Genomic DNA, 19,655 nt, shown 5'->3' on the forward strand with positions numbered 1-19,655 from the left:
GCTATCGCAGGCAAGCCAGCTCCCACATTTATTCTGTGTTAGGCATGAGAGTGTTGTTCAGAACTGTTCATTGTCAACCCCAGCACTGTTCAGTTGTTCACCCGAAGTGTTCACTCCCGAACATCCGCTTTACCCCATTTCTTTACACATCAACCACTTGCCGTTTTGGCACGAAACTCGCTCTGACGACTGGCCAGATTCATTCCAATAATAAAAAAGGTCGTGTCATGTCATTGACCCTGGAACATGTCTCCCGCGTCGTTGAAGGGCAAACCTGGATCGACGACGCCAACCTGCGTTTCGAAGCCGGTTCCTTCAACGTATTGCTCGGCCGCACCCTGTCCGGCAAGACCAGCCTGATGCGCCTGATGGCCGGCCTGGACAAGCCCGACAGCGGCCGCATCCTGATGAATGGCGTGGACGTCACGCAAAAGCCCGTACGCCTGCGCAACGTGTCGATGGTGTATCAGCAGTTCATCAACTACCCGACCATGACCGTGTTCGAAAACATCGCCTCGCCGTTGCGCCAGGCCGGTGTGTCTAACGAGGTGATCCAGAGCAAGGTGCTGGAAACCGCAAGAATGCTGCGCATCGAGAAATTCCTGCAGCGCCATCCGCTGGAGTTGTCCGGTGGCCAGCAGCAACGCACCGCCATGGCCCGCGCCCTGGTCAAGGATGCCGAGCTGATCCTGTTCGATGAGCCGTTGGTGAACCTGGACTACAAACTGCGCGAAGAGCTGCGTCAGGAAATGCGCGAACTGTTCAAGGCGCGCCACACCATCGCCATCTACGCCACCACCGAACCGAATGAAGCCCTGGCCCTGGGTGGCACCACCACCATCCTCCACGAAGGCCGGGTGATCCAGAGCGGCAAGGCTGCCGAGGTCTACCACCAGCCGCAAACCGTGTTGGCGGCCGAGCTGTTTTCCGAGCCGCCGATCAACCTGATGCCGGGGCGGATCAGCGGCAATGAGGTGAGCTTCGCCAATTTTGTGCATTTCCCGCTGAACGTCGATTTACGCCCTATCGGCGAAGGCGAATTCCGCTTTGGCGTGCGCCCCAGCCATATCAGCCTGGTGCCGAGCAACGATGACGACCTGGAGCTGGCGGTGACCGTGGAAGTCGCCGAAATCAGCGGCTCGGAAACCTTCCTGCACGTGCGCAGCGAACACTTCCTGCTGGTGCTGCACCTGCCGGGGGTGCACGAGTACGACGTCGACGCGCCGATCCGCGTGTATATCCCCACCCATAAACTGTTTGTGTTCGATGGCCAGGGCCGATTGGTCCAGGCCCCCGGGCGCCGTGTCGCGAGGGTTGCCTGATGGCCGAGATCCATTTGCGAAACCTCGCCCATAGCTACAGCCCTGCACCGAACGGGCCGGAAGACTACGCCATTCGGGAAATGAACCACGTGTGGGAGCAGGGTGGGGCCTACGCCTTGCTCGGGCCCTCGGGCTGCGGTAAATCCACCTTGCTCAACATCATCTCCGGCCTGCTCAGCCCGTCTGAAGGCCAAGTGCTGTTCGACACCGCCGTGGTTAACGACCTCACCCCGGAAAAACGCAACATCGCCCAGGTGTTCCAGTTCCCGGTGGTGTACGACACCATGACCGTGTTCGACAACCTGGCGTTCCCGCTGCGCAACCAGGGCCTGGCCGAAGCGAAAATCCACAGCAAGGTGCAGGAAATTGCCGAAGTCCTCGACCTGCAGAACCTGCTGACCAAAAAAGCCCGCAACCTCACCGCCGACGAAAAACAGAAAGTCTCCATGGGCCGCGGCCTGGTGCGCGACGACGTGTCGGCGATCCTGTTCGATGAACCGCTGACAGTGATCGACCCGCACCTCAAGTGGAAGCTGCGGCGCAAGCTCAAGCAGATCCACGAGCAGTTCAACATCACCATGGTCTACGTCACCCACGACCAGTTGGAGGCGTCGACCTTCGCCGACAAGATTGCGGTGATGTACGGCGGGCAGATCGTGCAATTCGGCACGCCACGTGAGCTGTTCGAACGGCCCAGCCACACCTTTGTCGGCTATTTCATCGGCAGCCCGGGGATGAATCTGATCGACGTGCAGGCCGAGGCGGGCGGGGTGCGTTTCGCCGGCACCCACTTGCCGCTGTCGGAAGCGTTGCAGCAACGCATTGCCAGCACGGAGTACCAGAAACTGCAGGTGGGCATCCGCCCGGAATTTATCCACGTATGGGACGAGTACAACGCCGACGCCCTGCAAGCCGACGTCACACACGTCGAAGACCTTGGCACCTACAAAATCATGACCCTCAACCTCGATGGCGCGCCGCTGAAAGTGCGCCTGGCCGAAGACAAGCCGGTCCCCGAAGGGCAAGCCTCCATCAGTTTCCCTGCGCAATGGCTGATGCTCTACGCCGATGACTACCTGCTGGAGGTGCAGCCATGAACAAGGTGCAGAACAACAAGGCCTGGTGGCTGGTGTTGCCGGTGTTCCTGCTGGTGGCGTTCAGTGCGGTGATCCCGATGATGACCGTGGTCAACTACTCGGTGCAGGACATCTTCGACCAGTCCAGCCGCTACTTTGTCGGTGCCGACTGGTACAAGCAGGTGCTGCTCGACCCGCGTCTGCACGACTCGCTGCTGCGCCAGTTCATCTACTCGGCCTGCGTGCTGTTGATCGAAATCCCCCTGGGCATTGCCATCGCCCTGACCATGCCGACCAAGGGGCGCTGGTCGTCGCTGGTGCTGATCATCCTTGCCATTCCGTTGCTGATCCCGTGGAACGTGGTGGGCACCATCTGGCAGATCTTCGGCCGCGCCGATATCGGCTTGCTGGGTTACAGCCTCAACGCCTTGGGCATCAGCTACAACTACGCGGCCAACACCATGGACGCCTGGGTCACCGTGCTGATCATGGACGTGTGGCACTGGACCTCGCTGGTCGCACTGCTGTGTTATTCGGGCCTGCGCGCCATCCCGGATGTGTACTACCAGGCCGCGCGGATTGATCGGGCATCGCCCTGGGCGGTATTCCGACATATCCAACTGCCGAAGATGAAAAGCGTGCTGCTGATCGCGGTGATGCTGCGCTTCATGGACAGCTTCATGATTTACACCGAACCCTTCGTCCTCACAGGCGGCGGGCCGGGTAACGCCACTACCTTCCTGAGTCAGACCCTGACCCAGATGGCCGTAGGCCAATTCGACTTGGGCCCGGCGGCGGCGTTTTCCCTGGTGTATTTCCTGATCATCCTGTTGGTGTCCTGGCTGTTCTATACCGCCATGACCCATTCCGACGCCAACCGCTGAGGCCGCAGCCATGAGCAAGCGCAAGGTTATTCCGCTGCTGATCTACATCCTGTTCCTGCTGGTGCCGATCTACTGGCTGTTGAACATGTCCTTCAAGAGCAACACCGAAATCCTTGGCGGGCTGACCCTGTTTCCGCAGGACTTCACCCTGGCCAACTACAAGGTGATCTTCACCGACCCCAGCTGGTACACCGGTTACCTCAACTCGCTGTACTACGTGAGCCTGAACACGGTGATCTCCCTGAGCGTGGCGCTGCCGGCGGCCTATGCGTTCTCGCGCTACCGCTTTCTCGGCGACAAGCACCTGTTTTTCTGGCTGCTGACCAACCGCATGGCGCCGCCGGCCGTGTTTTTGCTGCCGTTCTTCCAGCTGTATTCGTCGATTGGCCTGTTCGATACCCACATCGCCGTGGCCCTCGCGCACTGCCTGTTCAACGTGCCATTGGCGGTGTGGATCCTGGAAGGGTTCATGTCCGGCGTGCCGAAGGAAATCGACGAAACCGCCTACATTGACGGTTACTCGTTTCCCAAGTTTTTCGTGAAGATCTTTATCCCGCTGATTGGCTCCGGCATCGGTGTGACCGCGTTTTTCTGCTTCATGTTTTCCTGGGTCGAACTGCTGCTGGCGCGCACCCTGACCTCGGTCAACGCCAAGCCGATCGCGGCGGTGATGACGCGTACGGTTTCGGCGTCGGGTATCGATTGGGGCGTGCTGGCAGCGGCGGGGGTGTTGACCATCCTGCCCGGCATGCTGGTGATCTGGTTTGTTCGCAACCACGTGGCCAAGGGCTTTGCCCTGGGCCGGGTCTGAGGAGTCGATGATGGAATGGATGGCCTGGACCACCCCCACCGCGTTGTTCTTCGCGGCCATTGCCCTGTTGCTGGTGGGCATGACCACGTGGGAGCTGCGCTCGCCGAGCATCCCCCGGCGCGGCTTTTTACCGATCAGCACCACCCGTGGTGATCGTTTGTTTATCGGTCTTCTCGGCAGCGCCTACCTGCACCTGCTGGTGATCGGCGTAACCGGCTGGAGCATCTGGGTGGCGTCCGCGCTGTCCCTGGTGTGGCTGTTGTGTGTGATGCGTTGGGGCTGATGCGGGTGGCGATCACCCACCTGTAGGAGCCGGCTTGCCGGCGATGGCGTCCGCAAGATCGCTATCGCCGGCAAGCCAGCTCCTACACGGTGGAGGTCGGCGTCTGAAGTCCCGTTTGAAATTAACCAGGAGGTCCCTATGTTCGATAACAACAATAAGCTGCGACATAGCATTTCATTGGCCGCCGTACTGGCCCTCAGTGGTTTGAGCGCCACGGCCTGGGCCGATGCGTATGAAGATGCCGCGAAAAAATGGATCGGCAGTGAGTTCAAACCGTCCACCCTGACCGCCGAGCAGCAGCTCGAAGAGTTGAAGTGGTTTATCAAGGCGGCGGAGCCGTTCCGTGGGATGAAGATCAACGTGGTGTCGGAAACCCTCACCACCCACGAGTACGAATCCAAGGTGCTGGCCAAGGCCTTTACCGAAATCACCGGCATCAAGCTGACCCACGACCTGCTGCAGGAAGGCGATGTGGTGGAAAAGCTGCAGACCCAGATGCAGTCCGACAAGAACATCTATGACGGTTGGGTCAACGATTCCGACTTGATCGGTACGCACTTTCGCTACGGCAAGACCGAATCCATCACCGACCTGATGGCCAATGAGGGCAAGGCCTTCACCTCGCCGACCCTGGACATCAAGGACTTCATCGGCATCTCCTTCACCACCGCGCCGGACGGCAAGATCTACCAGTTGCCCGACCAGCAATTCGCCAACCTCTACTGGTTCCGCGCCGACTGGTTCGAGCGCGCCGACTTGAAAGCCAAGTTCAAGGAAAAGTACGGCTATGAACTGGGCGTGCCGGTGAACTGGTCGGCCTATGAAGACATCGCCAAATTCTTCAGCGAAGACGTCAAGGAAATCGACGGCAAGCGTATCTATGGGCACATGGACTACGGCAAGAAAGACCCGTCCCTGGGCTGGCGCTTCACCGATGCCTGGTTCTCCATGGCCGGTGGCGGCGACAAAGGCTTGCCTAACGGCCTGCCGGTGGACGAGTGGGGCATTCGCGTAGAGGACTGCCACCCGGTCGGCTCCAGTGTTACCCGTGGCGGCGACACCAACGGCCCGGCGGCTGTGTTTGCCACGCAGAAATACGTGGACTGGATGAAAGCCTACGCGCCACCGGAAGCGGCGGGCATGACCTTCTCCGAATCCGGCCCGGTGCCGTCCCAGGGCAACATCGCACAGCAGATCTTCTGGTACACCGCGTTTACCGCCGACATGACCAAACCCGGCCTGCCGGTGGTGAACGCCGACGGCACGCCGAAATGGCGCATGGCGCCGTCGCCGGTCGGACCTTACTGGGAAAAAGGCATGAAGAAGGGCTATCAGGACGTAGGCTCCTGGACCTTCCTCAAGTCGACGCCCGAGAAGCAGAAACTCGCGGCCTGGCTCTACGCTCAGTTCGTGACATCCAAAACCGTCTCATTGAAGAAAACCATCGTCGGCCTGACGCCGATTCGTGAGTCGGATATCAACTCCCAGGCCATGACCGACCTGGCGCCGAAACTCGGTGGCCTGGTGGAGTTCTACCGCAGCCCGGCCCGTGTCGAATGGACACCGACCGGTACCAACGTGCCGGACTACCCGCGCCTGGCGCAACTGTGGTGGAGCAACATTGCGGCAGCGGCAAGCGGCGAGAAAACCCCGCAGCAAGCACTGGACAACCTGGCCAAGGAGCAGGACGCAATCATGACGCGCCTGGAACGCTCCAAAGTGCAACCGGTGTGCGGCCCGAAAATGAACGAAGAGCGTGACGCGCAATACTGGTTCGACCAGCCGGGCGCACCGAAGCCGAAGTTGGCCAACGAGAAGCCCAAAGGCGAGACCGTGGCCTACGGCGACCTGCTCAAGCAGTGGGAGGCTGCGCGTAAGTAATCCTTACGCCAATTGTCCACGCTGGCACCCACCCCTGTAGGAGCCGGCTTGCCGGCGATTGCGGCAGATCAGTCAACCCATTGGCTGGCTGATACACCGCATCGCCGGCAAGCCGGCTCCTACACTAATGCCCTCGGCTATCAGCCAGAATCCGCGCGGTATCCCGCGCCGGCGGCAACCCGAACACCCGCGCATAATCGCGGCTGAACTGGGTCGCGCTTTCATACCCCACCTCAAACGCCGCATGGGTCACGCTGCTCGCGCTGGCCACCATCAACGTACGCGCCTGTAACAACCGCACGCGTTTCTGATACTGCAAAGGGCTCAAATTGGTCACCGCCTTGAAGTGCCGATGAAATGCCGAAACACTCATCGCAGCCTTCTGGGCCAAGGCCTCCACGCGGATCGGTTCGGCATAGTCGCGACGAATCCACTGGATCGCCTGGCTGACCCGGGCCATCGCCGTGTCTGGCGCAGCAATTTCGCGCAGCATCCAGCCATGAGGGCCTTGCAGTACGTGGTAGAGGATCTCCCGTTCATACGCAGGGGCCAGCGCGGCAATTGCTACCGGGTCACCCATCAGGCGCAGCATGCGCACCCAAGCATCCATCAAGGCGGGTGTGACGGCCGCCACGGAGAAACCGGCTTCCTGTTCGCAACGCCCGTTGGGGGCCGGCAGGTCATTGAGCAGGGTGGTCAGCACGGTCGGATCAAGCGTCAGGCTCACCGCCAGGTAGGGTTCGCCCGTGATCGCCGGATTCACCACGCCGACTGCGGGCAACTCGATGGACATCACAAAATACGTCGCCGGGTCGTAATGCAGCGTGCGGTCGCCCACGGTCATGCACTTACTGCCCTGCAGGATCAGGTTGATCATCGGGTCATACACCGCCGCCAGCATATGCTCGGGAATCGCCCCCTGGACCATCGCCACGCGGGGGATGCCGGTCTCGGTGCGGCGGTTTTCGGCCTTGGCAGCCAAGGCGCGCAGTTCGATCAATTGAGTGTTCATGGCGACCATGCTGTGCCTGCCGTTGAGCCTTGCGCAAGCAAAAAGCAGAAACAGGCAAGATTGGAGTAGGAACGGCTGCGTCGAAGAGTAGGGCGATGACTACTGTGGTCACTCAACTTTTCAGCAGTGGAGCAGGCCATGGGCGTTATCGTGATTACCGGAGGCAGCCGTGGGATCGGTGCCAGTACCGCCGAACTATGTGCACGTCAGGGGCATGGTGTGATCCTCACCTATAAGCGCAACCCGGATGCGGCACAGGCGGTGGTCCAGCGTATCGAGGCCAGCGGCGGGAAAGCCGTGGCGCTGGAATTGGACGTTGCGGCTGCCAGCACATTCCCTGTCTTCCGAGAGGCGGTGACGCATGCCCTGCAGGCCACATGGGGCGCAAGCACCTTGAGTGGGCTGGTGAACAACGCCGGCTACGGCCTGTTCAACCCCCTTGAGTCGGTGACCGAGGCGCAGTTCGACGGCCTGTTCAACGTGCACCTCAAGGGGCCGTTTTTCCTGACCCAAACCCTGCTGTCGCTGCTGGAAGAACACGCCAGCATCGTCAACCTTACCAGCGCCACCACTCGCGTCGCGACGGCGGGTGTCGCGCCCTACGCCACATTCAAGGGAGGGCTGGATGTGCTAACCCGCTATATGGCCAAGGAATTCGGCGAACGGCGTATCCGCGCCAATGCGGTGTCTCCAGGCGCCATTCGCACCGAACTGGGCGGCGGCTTGAATGACGAATTCGAAGCTCTGTTGGCCGGGCAAACCGCCCTCGGCCGCGTAGGCGAACCGGAAGATGTGGCACGGGTTATCGCCCTGTTGCTGTCGGAAGAAGGCCGTTGGATCAATGCCCAGACCGTCGAAGTTGCGGGCGGCTACATCATCTGAATCAGGAGGCTCCACCATGCTCGATCATCTGTTTATCTCGGTGAGCGATATCCAACGTTCGATCCGCTTCTACGAAGCCACCCTGACGCCGCTCGGCACCACCGCGCGGCATGACTACGACGGCAAGGATGGCCCGCCCGGCCACCCGGACCTGAAGGGCTTTGGCGCCAACGGGCGCATGTTTTTCTGGCTGCGCGAAGGCGCCGTGGAAGGGCGCGCGGTGCATTTGGGCTTCGTCGCCAATAACCGCGCCGAGGTGGATAACGCCTACGCCGCCGCCCTGGCAAACGGCGCCACCGACAACGGCGCACCGGGCGCTCGCCTGCACTACGACCCCAACTACTACGCGGCCAACGTGCTGGACCCGGACGGCTACAGCCTCGAATTCGTCTACAAGAACTGGCAGCACACCTCATGAAAACCTTGATGATCTACGGCGCCACCGGCTACACCGGGCGCATGGCGGCGCACCACGCGAAAACACTGGGTCTCAACCTGGTATTGGCCGGCCGCAACGCCGAGCGCCTGGTCTCCTTGGCGGTTGAGTTGGACGTGCCTTACCGCGTATTCACGGCAGATACCGCTCAGTTGGAAGGCATCGACGTGCTGCTCAACTTTGCCGGGCCATTCGCCCAGACCGCCGCAGCGCTGATGCGCGCTTGTATTGCCAATGGCACTGACTACCTGGACATCACCGCCGAAATCAACGTGTACCGCCTTGCCGAGCAACTCGGCGCCGAAGCGGACGTGATGTTGCTGCCCGGCGTGGGCTGGGACGTGGTCCCCACTGACTGCCTGGCCATGCACGTTGCCGGCCGCGTGCAGCAGCCGCACTCGCTGAAAATCGCCTTGCAGGTGCCCGGTGCCATGTCCCGGGGTTCGGCCATGAGTGTCAGCGAGATCATCGGCGCCGGCGTGATGGCGCGACTCGACGGTCAGTTGGTCGCCACGCCGGACGCGCAACCCCAGCACCTGGATTTTGGCGACGGACCAGTGCTGTGTGCCCCGTTGTCCTTTGGCGACCTGGTCACTGCATGGCATTCCAGCGCCATCCCGAATATCGCTATGTTCGTTCACATCACTGGCGAAGCGTTCCCGGAGGGCGACCTGTCACTGCTGCCCGACGGCCCCACCCAAGGCCAGCGCGACGCCCATCGTGCCCGTGCCGTGGCCGAAGTCATCGGCATTGATGGGACGGTGGCGCGTTCAGTCATCGAGACCGTCAACGGCTACAGCTACACCCCTTTGGCTGCCGTGGAAGCGGCGCTCCGAGTACTGGGCGGTGAACGTCGCGCGGGTTTTGAAACCCCTGCCAGGCTGTTTGGCGTGGGCTTTGCGCAGACCATTGCCGGCACGCGGATCACCGATTACTAATCCCACAGGAATTACCCCCATGACCACCCTCGACCTACACACCGCTGCCGATAAGTTCGCAGTGATCGACACCCTGCATCGCTTCGCAGCAGGCATTGATCTGCACGATCCGGCTTTGCTCGCTTCGGCGTTCACCGTCAACGCCGTATCGGATTTTGGCCCGGCCGCTGCCAAGGCAGGTTTTGAATACCCGGTGCTGGAAGGGCGCGACACCATCGTCACCGCACTGTCCGGCGCCCTCAGTCAACTCGATACCACTCATTCTGTGAGTAACGCGCGGGTAACCCTTGAGGGCGACAGTGCGCGGCTGGATGCGTTGGTGGAAGCGCAGCACGTGCCCAAAAACGATCCTTCACGGCATTACCTGATGAAAAACCGTTATGACGTGGCGTTGGTGCGGGAAGAGGGCGTATGGATGATCCAGCGCGTGACTGTGGATAACGTCTGGCGCTCAGGTGAACCTGCGGTGTTGGCGGGAGTTTAAGAACACCAAACGTACTGTAGGAGCCGGCTTGCCGGCGATGCAGGCGCCTCGGTGTATCAGGGCAAACCGAGCCGATACCATCGCCGGCAAGCCGGCTCTTACAGGTTATCAGGCGGCTTGCGGCTGAATCTGCAACTCGCCGTCCACGTCCTTGACCAACCCACTGGCCAAAAACAACGGCGCCAGGCGCTTGTGCAGTTGCGGCTCGACAAATTCCTTCACCGTGTCCAGCACCAGCACGCCGCTCAGCGGCAGCTCGGCCTTGGTGTAGGACAGCCACGCCTTCTTCAACGCCATCAACACATCACTGCCCGCCGTGGAGGCGAAGCGGCGGTGGGTGGGTTTGCCGTCGAACGTAAAGCTGTGCTGGAACGCGTAGCCGGTTTCATCGCCGCCGCTGGCGGTGCAGCGCACGCAGGTGCACGGGCCGTCGCCGAAGGCGCTGCGCAGGTAGGCGTTGAAGTCCACCACGGGCTTGAGTGACAGGCGCTTATCGACTTCGAACAGGTCCCCGGTCATTTTTTCGTCAGTGTTCAACGTCCATTTCCTCGCAGGTTCGACGGTTTTTCAAAGCGCGGCACAATAGCAGCCATGGGCAGGTTTGTGGGCTATTTTGCATAACAATAGATCCCGATATTCTTTTCCTGTCTTAAAAATCGTGGCTACCCTCGCTCACCTTCTCAAAAGCGCGGCAGACTCCCCCATGACCTTCAAGCGTTCCTCCCTGACCCTCCTGGCGGCCTCGTTGGCCGCCGCAACGGCCTTGCTCAGCCCCGGTGCCCAGGCCGAAGGCAAGATCAGCATCGCCCAGCAATTCGGCATCGGCTACCTGATCCTTGACGTGGTGCGTGACCAAAACCTGATCGAAAAGCACGGTAAGGAACAGGGCCTGGACATCAAGGTGGATTGGAACAGCATTTCCGGCGCCACCGCGATGAATGAATCGCTGCTGGCCGGCGCGCTGGACGTGGTCTCCGCTGGCGTGCCGCCAATGCTCACGCTGTGGGACCGCACCAAGGGCAAGCAGAACGTCAAGGCCATCGCCTCGCTGGGCTCGATGCCCAACTACCTGCTCACCAACAACCCGAACGTGAAAACCCTCAAGGACTTCAGCGAGAAAGACCGTATCGCCGTGCCCGCCGCTGGCGTGGGCTTCCAGTCTCGCACCTTGCAGATCGAGACCGCCAAGCAATTCGGCAATGACCAGTACAAGAAATTCGACGACATCTCCATCAGCCTGGCCCACCCCGATGCCACGGCGGCGTTGATTGCCGGTGGTTCGGAGATCAATGCGCATTTCTCCAGCCCACCGTTCCAGTACCAGGAACTGCTGAACCCCAATGTGCACAAGGTGCTCAGTTCCTACGACATCCTGGGTGGGCAGGCGACGTTCAACGTGCTGTACACCACGCAGAAATTCCACGACGAAAACCCCAAGACCTACAAGGCGTTCTATGACGCACTGGCCGAGGCTGAAAAAATCATCAAGGCCGATAAGCCAGCGGCCGCCAAGGCCTACATCCGCGTAGAACAGTCGAAACTGCCGTTGGATCTGGTGGAAAAGATCGTCCAGGATCCGGAAATCGACTTCACCATCGTGCCGCAGCGCACCTTCATCTACGCCGAGAAATTGCAGGAGCTGGGTGTGCTGAAAAACAAGGCCGCCAGCTGGAAGGACTACTTCTTCGAAGAAGCCCACGGCGGCAACGGCAGCTGATCCGCAACCCGTTTCTGATACCGAACACGATCAACTGTAGGAGCCGGCTTGCCGGCGATAGCGGTGGATCAGCCAGAACATTGATAGCAGACACACCGTCATCGCAGGCAAGCCAGCTCCCACATTTGGATCTCTGTTGTGATCATCTGTAGGAGCCGGCTTGCCGGCGATAGCTGCGTGTCAGTCGATACATTCGGTAGCTGATACACCGATATCGCCGGCAAGCCGGCTCCTACAGAGGTGTTGTGTATCCCGTCTACTGCGCAATCAGACTGCGCTTGATCCAGTCATACAAGTCATTCCCCTCGCTCGACAACTCACTGTTGGCGCGCCGGCACAGGTAGTACTGGCGGCCGTCATTGACCTGCAGATCAAACAACTTCACCAGCTCACCACTCGCCACATGGGGCGCCACCAGCGGCTCGCGCAGCAGCGCGCAACCGAGGCCGGTGAGGGTGGCGGTGAGTGCCAGTTGGCCGTCTTCCAGCAGCAAGCCATTGAGCGCTGTGGTGTCGACTTCGGCGGCCTCGAACCATTGGCCCCAGGTGCCGCGTTCTTCGTCGTGCAGCAACGGCAGTTCACTCAGCGCCTGGGGAGTGTCGATGGGCCCGTGCTGCGCCAGGAACGCGCGGCTGCAATAGGGCGTCACCGCGCCAGAGATCAACGGCTCGCTGTGGTAGCCCGGCCAATGCCCGGTGCCAAAGCGGATCGACAGGTCCGCTGCGTCGCTGGGGTAGCTGCGGTGGTTGGCGTAGGTCACGTTGATGTCCAGCGCCGGGTGATCCTTCAGGAAATTCGCAAGGCGCGGGATAAACAGGTTGATGCCAAACAGCGGGATCAGGCTGATGGTGACCTGGCGCGTCGCGCTTTTTTCGCGCACGTGTTCGGTGGCGCTGCGCAGTACCGCAAAGGCTGAGCGAATCGCACGGTAGTACTCGCGACCTTCGTCGGTGAGCACCAGGTTGCGGCCCTGGCGCAAGGTCAGCGGCTGCTGCAAAAAGTCCTCGAGCAAATGCAACTGATGGCTGATGGCCGAGGCGGAGACGTCCAGCTCGCGGGCAGCGGCATTGACCCCGCCATGGCGCGCAAAGGCTTCGAACGTACGCACGGCACGCAGGGGAGGGTCATTGGCTAACTGTTCTGATTTATTCATGTATTGAATTAAATACCAACTTTATCGCCGAATAAAGAGCCATAAGTGCCGTATTTGCGGCATAAATGGCCTGTTCTATGTTGGGTATAACGATATGACTTTCTGATATTTGATAAAAACAGAATAGATGCTTAGTGTGCCGCCCTTGTACGCACTGAGGTCGATGGTCCTGATGGATGGGTTTATCCAACAACTGCTCAACGGTTTGATGACGGGCAGTCTCTACGCGCTGGTGGCCCTGGGTTACACCATGGTCTACGGCATTTTGCGCATCATCAACTTCGCCCATGGCGACGTGTTGATGATCGGCGCGCTGGTGGGCTTGTCGGTGATCCGCCTGTTGCAGGCGACCTGGCCCGCCTTGCCGCCGGTGCTGGTGTTGCTCTGCGCCACTGTTGTCGCCATGGCCTTCTGCGCGGTGCTGGCGGTAGTGATCGAGCGTGTTGCCTATCGCCGCCTGCGCCATGCCCCGCGCCTGGCACCGTTGATCAGTGGCATCGGTGTGTCGCTGCTGCTGCAAACCGTTGCCATGCTGGTGTGGACGCGCAACCCGCAGATGTTCCCGCAATTGCTGCCCCTGGCGCCGATTGAAGTGCTGGCCGGCGCCTCCCCGCACCCGGCGATCACCAACGTGACGGCCCTTACCACCATCGCCATCGCCGTTTCGGTGATGGTCGCGCTGCTGGTGTTGGTGGAGCGCACGCGCTTCGGCCGGGCCATGCGCGCCGTGGCAGAAAACCCGCAAGTGGCGAGCCTGATGGGTATCAACCCCAACCGCATCATTGTCATCACCTTTGCCATTGGCGGCGCGCTTGCCGCGTTGGCGGGGATCATGATGGCCAGCAACTACGGCAGCGCGCATTTCTACATGGGCTTTTTGCCCGGCATCAAGGCCTTCACCGCAGCCGTGCTGGGCGGTATCGGCAACCTCAAGGGCGCCATGCTCGGCGGCCTGTTGCTGGGGCTGATCGAAGCCCTGGGTACCGGCTATTTGGGTTCGGCTACCAACGGCGTGTTTGGCAGCAATTACCAGGATGTGTTTGCCTTTATCGTGTTGATCGCGGTGCTGGTGTTCCGGCCTTCGGGCTTGCTGGGCGAACGTTTGGCGACCCGCGCATGATCAACGCTCTCTCCCCCAACAAACGCGCGAGCCTGGGCTTGCTATTGCTCGCCGTGGCCCTGGTGCTGGCACCGTGGATCGTCGGCCACACCGGTGGCAACACCTGGGTGCGCACCCTGGACTTTGCCCTGCTGTACATCATGCTCGCCCTCGGCTTGAACATCGTGGTCGGCTATGCGGGGTTGCTGGACATGGGCTTTATCGCGTTCTACGCGGTGGGCGCTTATCTCGCGGCGTTGCTCTCGTCGCCGCATTTGCTGCAACAGTTCCCCGCGCTGGCGGCGCTGTTGCCGGCGGGCCTGCACACCTCGATCTGGCTGATCCTGCCACTCGGCGCCTTGCTGGCGGCCGGCTGTGGTGTCGTGCTCGGCGCGCCGACCCTGCGCCTGCGCGGCGACTACCTGGCCATCGTGACCTTGGGCTTTGGCGAGATCATCCGCATCCTGCTGCGCAACCTCGATCGCCCGGTGAACATCACCAACGGCCCCAAAGGCATCTCCCAGGTCGACCCGGTGAACCTGCTCGGCGTGAACCTGGGCCGCACCCAGGACCTTTTCGGTCTGCGCCTGCCGTCCGTGTACCTCTATTACTACCTGTTCGCCGCGCTGGTGGTGCTGATCCTGTTCGCCTGCATCCGCCTGGAGCATTCGCGCATCGGCCGTGCCTGGGTGGCCATCCGCGAAGACGAAGACGCGGCGCAAGCCATGGGCATCAACACCGTGCGCCTCAAGCTGCTGGCGTTTGCCATTGGCGCGGCGTTTGGCGGGGTGAGCGGGGTGCTGTTCGCGTCGTTCCAGGGGTTTGTCTCGCCGGAGTCCTTCACCCTCAACGAGTCCATTGCCGTGCTGGCGATGGTGGTGTTAGGCGGCATGGGCCACATCCCCGGGGTGATCCTGGGCTGCGTGTTGCTGGCGGCCTTGCCCGAAGCCCTGCGCGCCAGTATGGGCCCGCTGCAGCAGTCGCTGTTCGGCCAGGTGCTGGTGGATCCGGAAATCATCCGCCAACTGTTCTACGGCCTGGCGCTGATCCTGGCGATGCTCTACCGACCGGCCGGGCTGTGGCCCAAAGGAGTGGCACGATGAACGCACCGTTGTTGCAGATTGACAAGGTCAACAAACACTTCGGCGGCGTTGCGGCGCTGACCGACGTGAGCCTGAGTATCCAGCCCGGCGAAATCTACGGGTTGATCGGCCCCAATGGCGCGGGCAAGACCACCTTCTTCAATGTGATGACCGGCCTCTACACCCCGGATTCCGGGCGTTTCCAGCTCGATGGCCGGGACTACACGCCCACCGGTGTGCACCGGGTGGCCGAAGCCGGCATTGCCCGAACCTTCCAGAATATCCGCCTGTTCAACGCCATGAGCGCCCTGGAAAACGTCATGGTCGGGCGCCATGTGCGCACCCGCAACGGCCTGTGGGCGGCGCTGAGTCAGCATCGTCGGGCGCGTGAGGAAGAAGCGCAAACCCGAGCCCACGCCCATCGCCTGCTGGCGTATGTGGGCCTGGCCGGGTTTGCCCATTACCGCGCCGACAGCCTCAGCTACGGCCATCAGCGCCGCCTGGAAATCGCCCGCGCCCTGGCCACCGAACCGCGCCTGCTGGCGCTGGATGAACCGGCAGCCGGCATGAACGCCAGCGAAAAAGTGCAACTACGTGGCCTGCTGGAAAAGATCCGCGACGACGGCCACACGCTGCTGCTGATCGAGCACGACGTGAAGCTGGTGATGGGCGTGTGCGACCGCATCAGCGTGCTCGATTACGGCCAAGTCATCGCTGTGGGCCCACCCGCCGATGTGCGCCAGCACCCGGCTGTGATCCAGGCCTACCTGGGAGCCAGTGCCCATGTCTGAAGCCCTGTTGAGTGTCGACGGTTTGCAAGTGCGCTACGGCGCCATCGAAGCCGTCAAATCCCTGGACCTGCAGATCCACGAAGGCGAGCGCGTCACGCTGATCGGTGCCAATGGCGCTGGCAAGACCTCCAGCCTCAAGGCCCTCACCGGGTTGCTGCCTGCGACCAGAGGCGAGATCCGCTTTGCGGGGCGTTCGATCCGCGGCGCAGCGCCCGACCAACTGCTGCGCCAGGGCATCGCCATGGTCCCCGAAGGGCGCGGGATCTTTGCGCGCATGAGCGTGCTGGAAAACCTGCAAGCCGGTGCCTTCCTGCGCCGTGACAACACGCAGGTGCAGCGTGAAATGCGCCAGTTGTTCGACCACTTCCCGCGCCTGCAGGAACGCCTGCACCAGTCGGCCGGCCTGCTGTCGGGCGGCGAGCAGCAGATGCTCGCGCTGGCTCGTGCACTGTTGTCTCGCCCGCGCTTGCTGATCCTCGATGAGCCGTCCATGGGCCTGGCACCGATCATGGTGGAGAAGATTTTCCAGGTGATCGATGACGTGTGCCGCCAGGGCATGACCCTGTTGCTGGTGGAGCAGAACGCACGGCTGGCGCTGCAGGTCACCGACCGCGCCTACGTGATGGACACCGGCCGTATCAGCCTCACGGGGCCGTCCCAGGATTTGCTTGAACACCCCGAGGTGCGCAGTGCGTACCTCGGCGAATAGATCACCCATGACGCTACCGGACGCCCGGCGTGTTCCGACCCGCCTGAAAACCAGCAGGAACCCCAGATGAACACATTGAAGAAAACCGCACTGATCGGCCTGGCCCTCAGCAGCCTCGCCAGCGCCGTGGCCCAGGCCGACCAGACCGTGCTGATCGGCTTGGCTGGCCCACTCACCGGCCCGTCCGCACGGATCGGCAAGGACCTGGAAAACGGCGCGCAACTGGCCATCGACCAAGCCAACGCCAAGCACCCGAAAATCAACGGTGAAGCCGTGACGTTCAAGCTGGTCTCCGAAGACGACCAGTCCGACCCGCGCACCGCCGTGACCGTGGCCCAGCGCCTGGTGGATGAAGGCGTGGTCGGCGTGGTCGGCCACTGGAACACCGGCACCAGCATCCCGGCTGCGCGGGTGTACCACGACGCCGGCATTGCCCAGGTCGCCCCGGTTGCCACCGGCCACGCCTATACCCAGCAGGGTTTCGACACCAGCTTTCGGATCATGGGCCATGACGACGATGGCGGCCGCGTGGCCGGCGACTATGCTTTGAATACCCTGAAAGCCAAGCGCATCGCCGTGATCGACGACCGCACCGCGTTCGGCCAGGGCCTGGCCGACCAGTTCGTCAAGGCCATCGAGGCGGGCGGCGCAACGGTGGTGGGCCGCGAATACGTGGACGACAAGACCATCGACTTCAGCGCCGTGCTCACCAACATCCGCAGCCAGAACCCGGACCTGATCTTCTTCGGCGGCGTCGACTCCCAGGCCGCACCGCTGGCCCGACGCATCAAGCAACTGGGCATCAAGGCACCGTTGATGGGCGCGGGCGGGTTTGTCAGCCAGACCTTCCTGCAACTGGCGCAGAACGAAGGCGAGGGCGTGATCGCCCTGGAACCGGGCCTGGCGGTCGCGCAGATGCCGGGCGGCAAGGCGTTCGAGCAGGCTTACAAGGCGCGCTACAAGGCCAACATCGAGCTGCATGCGCCGTTCGCCTACGACGGCGTCGGCGTGCTGGTGGCGGCGATTGAAAAGGCCGACTCGGTGGATCCGCAGAAGTACCTGCCGGTGTTGCACGCCATTAGCTACCCGGGCGTAACCGGCACTATCGCGTTCGATGCCGAGGGCAACTTGAAGAAGCCGTCGTTCACCGTTTACCAGGTCAAAGCCAACCAATGGCAGCCCGTAAGCGTGGCCGGCGGTCAATAAACAGGTCGACTGTAGGAGCCGGCTTGCCGGCGATGGCGGTCTATCAGCCAAGGATGTACAGGCTGGCACACCGCGATCGCCGGCAAGCCAGCTCCCACATTGGTTTGGAGGAGAGATGAAATGAGCAAGCTGGAAGGTGAACTGGGCATTCTTGCCCGTCGGCGGATCGAGGCCGAAATCATCAAGCCGATCTACGAGATTCTCAAGCGCGAGCAGGGCCAGGCATTTGCCGCGGCCGTGATCGGCGAGGCCGTGGGCAACGCGGCGATCCAGGCCGGCAAACATTTTGCCGCGCTGGAAGAGCAGGGCGCCGACCTCAAGAGCTTTGTCGAACTGCAAGTGCTGTGGGAGAAGGATGACGCCCTCAAGGTCGAGATCATCGCCAGCGATGCCGAGCACTACGATTACGACGTCAAGCGTTGCCGCTACGCCGAGATGTACCACGAAATGGGCCTGGGCGAGATCGGCCACCTGCTGTCGTGCAACCGCGACGAGCTGTTTATCGTCGGCTACAACCCCGACATCGAACTGACCCGCACCCAGACCATCATGGACGGTGCCCATCACTGTGACTTCCGCTACCGGGCCAAGCCTCATGAATGATCACGCACGGGTAAACGGCGAGCGCCTGTGGGACTCGCTGATGGACATGGCAACGATCGGCGCCACCGAAAAGGGCGGCGTCTCGCGCCTGGCCCTCACCGATGAGGACCGCCGTGGCCGCGACCTGTTTGTGCAATGGTGCACGGCGGCCGGGTGCAGCATTCGCGTGGACGCGATGGGCAATATCTTCGCGCGCCGCGCCGGTCGCCACGACCAGCTGGCCCCGGTGCTGACCGGCTCCCATGGCGACTCTCAACCCTTCGGTGGCAAGTACGACGGCATCTACGGCGTGCTCGCCGGGCTGGAAGTGCTGCGCACCTTGAACGACCTGGGCATTGAAACCGACCGGCCCATCGAAGTGGTCAACTGGACCAACGAAGAAGGCTCACGCTTCGCTCCGGCGATGATTTCATCGGGCGTCTACGCCGGTGTCTTTGACTTGGAATACGGTTTGTCCCGCGAGGATAAAGCGGGGGTGACCATTGGCGAGGCGCTGAAAGAAATCGGCTATGCCGGCGCACATCCGGTGGGCGGCCAGGCGATACACGCCGCGTTCGAACTGCACATCGAACAAGGCCCGATCCTTGAAGCCCAGGGCATCACCATCGGCGTCGTCACCGGCGCCCAGGGCCAACGCTGGTATGAAGTGGAACTGAGCGGGCGCAGCGCCCACGCCGGTACCACGCCCATGGACCATCGCCTGGATGCCTTGCTCGGTTTTGCCCGTGTCGTCGAGGCAGTGAACGGCCTGGGGCTGGAACAAGGTGCCGAAGGGCGCGCCACGGTGGGTATGGCGAACATCTTCCCCAACTCACGCAACGTGGTGCCGGGCCGGGTGTTTTTCAGCGTGGAATTCCGTCACCCGGACGAAGCAGTCCTGGCGCGCCAGGATCAGCAACTGCGCGACGCCGTGGCCCGTATCGCCGAGGGCATCGGCTTGCAGCACAGCGTGAAGCAGATCTTCCAGTACGCGCCAATTGCCTTCGACAGCGACTGTGTAGAAGTGGTACGTGCCTCGGCTGAAAAGCTCGGCCACAGCCACCGGCCAATGATCTCCGGTGCCGGGCACGACGCCTGCTACCTCAACCAGGTCGCGCCCACTGCGATGATCTTTGTGCCGTGTGTGGACGGGTTGAGCCATAACGAAGCCGAGGCCATCTCTCCCGAGTGGTCGACAGCCGGCGCCGATGTGCTGTTGCAGGCCATCCTGGCCAAATCCCGGCGCTGACAAGCGGCGATCAAACAGCACGTACATCCAATTTTCATCACCCCCGCCCACGGCACAC

At 61.9% G+C, this 19,655-nt stretch carries 21 protein-coding genes; 18 read left to right on the plus strand and 3 right to left on the minus strand.

Annotated elements, in window-relative coordinates; translation table 11 throughout:
* Positions 1–227 precede the first annotated feature (227 nt).
* The 6 genes from HX792_RS08165 (at position 228) to HX792_RS08190 (ending at position 6,257) form a co-directional block, all read left to right on the plus strand.
* Positions 228–1,322: an ABC transporter ATP-binding protein gene (locus tag HX792_RS08165; RefSeq protein ID WP_176995584.1), complete on the plus strand. Its 1,095-nt coding sequence runs from the start codon at positions 228–230 to the stop codon at positions 1,320–1,322.
* Entirely contained in the window at positions 1,322–2,419 is a 1,098-nt protein-coding gene (locus HX792_RS08170; RefSeq protein ID WP_176995585.1) for an ABC transporter ATP-binding protein, read from the plus strand. The genes HX792_RS08165 and HX792_RS08170 overlap by 1 nt, the downstream gene beginning before the upstream one ends.
* The gene (locus HX792_RS08175; protein ID WP_176995586.1) at positions 2,416–3,282 is read left to right on the plus strand and encodes a carbohydrate ABC transporter permease; all 867 of its coding nucleotides are present in this window, start codon (positions 2,416–2,418) and stop codon (positions 3,280–3,282) included. Before HX792_RS08170 ends, HX792_RS08175 begins: the two co-directional genes overlap by 4 nt.
* A gap of 10 nt (positions 3,283–3,292) precedes the next feature.
* The gene (locus tag HX792_RS08180; protein WP_003174634.1) at positions 3,293–4,093 is read left to right on the plus strand and encodes a carbohydrate ABC transporter permease; all 801 of its coding nucleotides are present in this window, start codon (positions 3,293–3,295) and stop codon (positions 4,091–4,093) included.
* 10 nt (positions 4,094–4,103) lie between these two features.
* Positions 4,104–4,376, plus strand: coding sequence for a DUF2160 domain-containing protein (locus HX792_RS08185; protein WP_176995587.1), 273 nt, complete (start codon positions 4,104–4,106; stop codon positions 4,374–4,376).
* 138 nt (positions 4,377–4,514) lie between these two features.
* Complete coding sequence (locus HX792_RS08190) at positions 4,515–6,257, plus strand: ABC transporter substrate-binding protein (RefSeq protein WP_176995588.1); 1,743 nt, start codon at positions 4,515–4,517, stop codon at positions 6,255–6,257.
* A 124-nt stretch (positions 6,258–6,381) separates the two neighbouring features.
* Here HX792_RS08190 and HX792_RS08195 read toward each other — a convergent pair whose 3' ends face one another.
* On the minus strand, positions 6,382–7,269 hold the full coding sequence (locus HX792_RS08195; RefSeq protein ID WP_176995589.1) for an AraC family transcriptional regulator: 888 nt from the start codon (positions 7,267–7,269) through the stop codon (positions 6,382–6,384).
* Positions 7,270–7,407: 138 nt separating this feature from the next.
* Here HX792_RS08195 and HX792_RS08200 point away from each other — a divergent pair, with 138 nt between their 5' ends.
* From HX792_RS08200 to HX792_RS08215, 4 genes are read left to right on the plus strand one after another with little or no spacing between them, the layout of a single operon-like run.
* Positions 7,408–8,151, plus strand: coding sequence for an SDR family NAD(P)-dependent oxidoreductase (locus HX792_RS08200; protein ID WP_176995590.1), 744 nt, complete (start codon positions 7,408–7,410; stop codon positions 8,149–8,151).
* 16 nt (positions 8,152–8,167) lie between these two features.
* Positions 8,168–8,569, plus strand: a complete 402-nt coding sequence (locus HX792_RS08205) for a VOC family protein (RefSeq protein ID WP_176995591.1) — start codon at positions 8,168–8,170, stop codon at positions 8,567–8,569.
* Positions 8,566–9,525, plus strand: a complete 960-nt coding sequence (locus HX792_RS08210) for a trans-acting enoyl reductase family protein (protein WP_176995592.1) — start codon at positions 8,566–8,568, stop codon at positions 9,523–9,525. Before HX792_RS08205 ends, HX792_RS08210 begins: the two co-directional genes overlap by 4 nt.
* A gap of 19 nt (positions 9,526–9,544) precedes the next feature.
* Positions 9,545–10,009 (plus strand): nuclear transport factor 2 family protein, encoded by a 465-nt coding sequence (locus HX792_RS08215; RefSeq protein WP_176995593.1) that lies wholly within the window; start codon positions 9,545–9,547, stop codon positions 10,007–10,009.
* A 108-nt stretch (positions 10,010–10,117) separates the two neighbouring features.
* On the opposite strand, the gene HX792_RS08220 is transcribed toward HX792_RS08215, so the two are convergent.
* Positions 10,118–10,546 (minus strand): hypothetical protein, encoded by a 429-nt coding sequence (locus HX792_RS08220; RefSeq protein WP_176995594.1) that lies wholly within the window; start codon positions 10,544–10,546, stop codon positions 10,118–10,120.
* A 166-nt stretch (positions 10,547–10,712) separates the two neighbouring features.
* On the opposite strand from HX792_RS08220, the gene HX792_RS08225 reads away from it, so the two are divergent.
* Positions 10,713–11,726 carry an ABC transporter substrate-binding protein gene (locus HX792_RS08225; protein ID WP_176995595.1) on the plus strand — a complete coding sequence of 338 codons (1,014 nt, stop codon included), beginning with the start codon at positions 10,713–10,715 and terminating at the stop codon, positions 11,724–11,726.
* A gap of 256 nt (positions 11,727–11,982) precedes the next feature.
* Here HX792_RS08225 and HX792_RS08230 read toward each other — a convergent pair whose 3' ends face one another.
* Positions 11,983–12,879, minus strand: coding sequence for a LysR substrate-binding domain-containing protein (locus tag HX792_RS08230; RefSeq protein WP_176995596.1), 897 nt, complete (start codon positions 12,877–12,879; stop codon positions 11,983–11,985).
* Positions 12,880–13,051: 172 nt separating this feature from the next.
* Between HX792_RS08230 and HX792_RS08235 the strand changes: the two genes are divergently transcribed.
* The 7 genes from HX792_RS08235 (at position 13,052) to HX792_RS08265 (ending at position 19,597) form a co-directional block, all read left to right on the plus strand.
* Positions 13,052–13,999 carry a branched-chain amino acid ABC transporter permease gene (locus HX792_RS08235; protein WP_176996165.1) on the plus strand — a complete coding sequence of 316 codons (948 nt, stop codon included), beginning with the start codon at positions 13,052–13,054 and terminating at the stop codon, positions 13,997–13,999.
* The gene (locus HX792_RS08240) at positions 13,996–15,081 is read left to right on the plus strand and encodes a branched-chain amino acid ABC transporter permease (protein ID WP_176995597.1); all 1,086 of its coding nucleotides are present in this window, start codon (positions 13,996–13,998) and stop codon (positions 15,079–15,081) included. Before HX792_RS08235 ends, HX792_RS08240 begins: the two co-directional genes overlap by 4 nt.
* Positions 15,078–15,851: an ABC transporter ATP-binding protein gene (locus tag HX792_RS08245; RefSeq protein WP_176995598.1), complete on the plus strand. Its 774-nt coding sequence runs from the start codon at positions 15,078–15,080 to the stop codon at positions 15,849–15,851. Before HX792_RS08240 ends, HX792_RS08245 begins: the two co-directional genes overlap by 4 nt.
* Positions 15,844–16,560, plus strand: a complete 717-nt coding sequence (locus tag HX792_RS08250) for an ABC transporter ATP-binding protein (RefSeq protein ID WP_176995599.1) — start codon at positions 15,844–15,846, stop codon at positions 16,558–16,560. Before HX792_RS08245 ends, HX792_RS08250 begins: the two co-directional genes overlap by 8 nt.
* A 66-nt stretch (positions 16,561–16,626) precedes the next feature.
* On the plus strand, positions 16,627–17,766 hold the full coding sequence (locus HX792_RS08255) for a branched-chain amino acid ABC transporter substrate-binding protein (RefSeq protein ID WP_176995600.1): 1,140 nt from the start codon (positions 16,627–16,629) through the stop codon (positions 17,764–17,766).
* Between the two features lie 120 nt (positions 17,767–17,886).
* Positions 17,887–18,369 (plus strand): L-2-amino-thiazoline-4-carboxylic acid hydrolase, encoded by a 483-nt coding sequence (locus tag HX792_RS08260; protein ID WP_176995601.1) that lies wholly within the window; start codon positions 17,887–17,889, stop codon positions 18,367–18,369.
* The gene (locus HX792_RS08265; protein WP_176995602.1) at positions 18,362–19,597 is read left to right on the plus strand and encodes a Zn-dependent hydrolase; all 1,236 of its coding nucleotides are present in this window, start codon (positions 18,362–18,364) and stop codon (positions 19,595–19,597) included. Before HX792_RS08260 ends, HX792_RS08265 begins: the two co-directional genes overlap by 8 nt.
* Positions 19,598–19,655 lie beyond the last annotated feature (58 nt).

This window comes from Pseudomonas sp. B6002 (assembly GCF_013385985.1).
GTDB lineage: Bacteria > Pseudomonadota > Gammaproteobacteria > Pseudomonadales > Pseudomonadaceae > Aquipseudomonas.

Coding starts and splice junctions, on each gene's coding strand:
- HX792_RS08260 (WP_176995601.1), top strand. CDS start 17,887: ATGAGCAAGCTGGAAGGTGAACTGGGCATTCTTGCCCGTCGGCGGATC.
- HX792_RS08245 (WP_176995598.1), top strand. CDS start 15,078: ATGAACGCACCGTTGTTGCAGATTGACAAGGTCAACAAACACTTCGGC.
- HX792_RS08250 (WP_176995599.1), top strand. CDS start 15,844: ATGTCTGAAGCCCTGTTGAGTGTCGACGGTTTGCAAGTGCGCTACGGC.
- HX792_RS08190 (WP_176995588.1), top strand. CDS start 4,515: ATGTTCGATAACAACAATAAGCTGCGACATAGCATTTCATTGGCCGCC.
- HX792_RS08215 (WP_176995593.1), top strand. CDS start 9,545: ATGACCACCCTCGACCTACACACCGCTGCCGATAAGTTCGCAGTGATC.
- HX792_RS08185 (WP_176995587.1), top strand. CDS start 4,104: ATGGAATGGATGGCCTGGACCACCCCCACCGCGTTGTTCTTCGCGGCC.
- HX792_RS08210 (WP_176995592.1), top strand. CDS start 8,566: ATGAAAACCTTGATGATCTACGGCGCCACCGGCTACACCGGGCGCATG.
- HX792_RS08255 (WP_176995600.1), top strand. CDS start 16,627: ATGAACACATTGAAGAAAACCGCACTGATCGGCCTGGCCCTCAGCAGC.
- HX792_RS08165 (WP_176995584.1), top strand. CDS start 228: ATGTCATTGACCCTGGAACATGTCTCCCGCGTCGTTGAAGGGCAAACC.
- HX792_RS08225 (WP_176995595.1), top strand. CDS start 10,713: ATGACCTTCAAGCGTTCCTCCCTGACCCTCCTGGCGGCCTCGTTGGCC.
- HX792_RS08240 (WP_176995597.1), top strand. CDS start 13,996: ATGATCAACGCTCTCTCCCCCAACAAACGCGCGAGCCTGGGCTTGCTA.
- HX792_RS08265 (WP_176995602.1), top strand. CDS start 18,362: ATGAATGATCACGCACGGGTAAACGGCGAGCGCCTGTGGGACTCGCTG.
- HX792_RS08200 (WP_176995590.1), top strand. CDS start 7,408: ATGGGCGTTATCGTGATTACCGGAGGCAGCCGTGGGATCGGTGCCAGT.
- HX792_RS08180 (WP_003174634.1), top strand. CDS start 3,293: ATGAGCAAGCGCAAGGTTATTCCGCTGCTGATCTACATCCTGTTCCTG.
- HX792_RS08175 (WP_176995586.1), top strand. CDS start 2,416: ATGAACAAGGTGCAGAACAACAAGGCCTGGTGGCTGGTGTTGCCGGTG.
- HX792_RS08205 (WP_176995591.1), top strand. CDS start 8,168: ATGCTCGATCATCTGTTTATCTCGGTGAGCGATATCCAACGTTCGATC.
- HX792_RS08195 (WP_176995589.1), bottom strand. CDS start 7,269: ATGAACACTCAATTGATCGAACTGCGCGCCTTGGCTGCCAAGGCCGAA.
- HX792_RS08170 (WP_176995585.1), top strand. CDS start 1,322: ATGGCCGAGATCCATTTGCGAAACCTCGCCCATAGCTACAGCCCTGCA.
- HX792_RS08235 (WP_176996165.1), top strand. CDS start 13,052: ATGGATGGGTTTATCCAACAACTGCTCAACGGTTTGATGACGGGCAGT.
- HX792_RS08230 (WP_176995596.1), bottom strand. CDS start 12,879: ATGAATAAATCAGAACAGTTAGCCAATGACCCTCCCCTGCGTGCCGTG.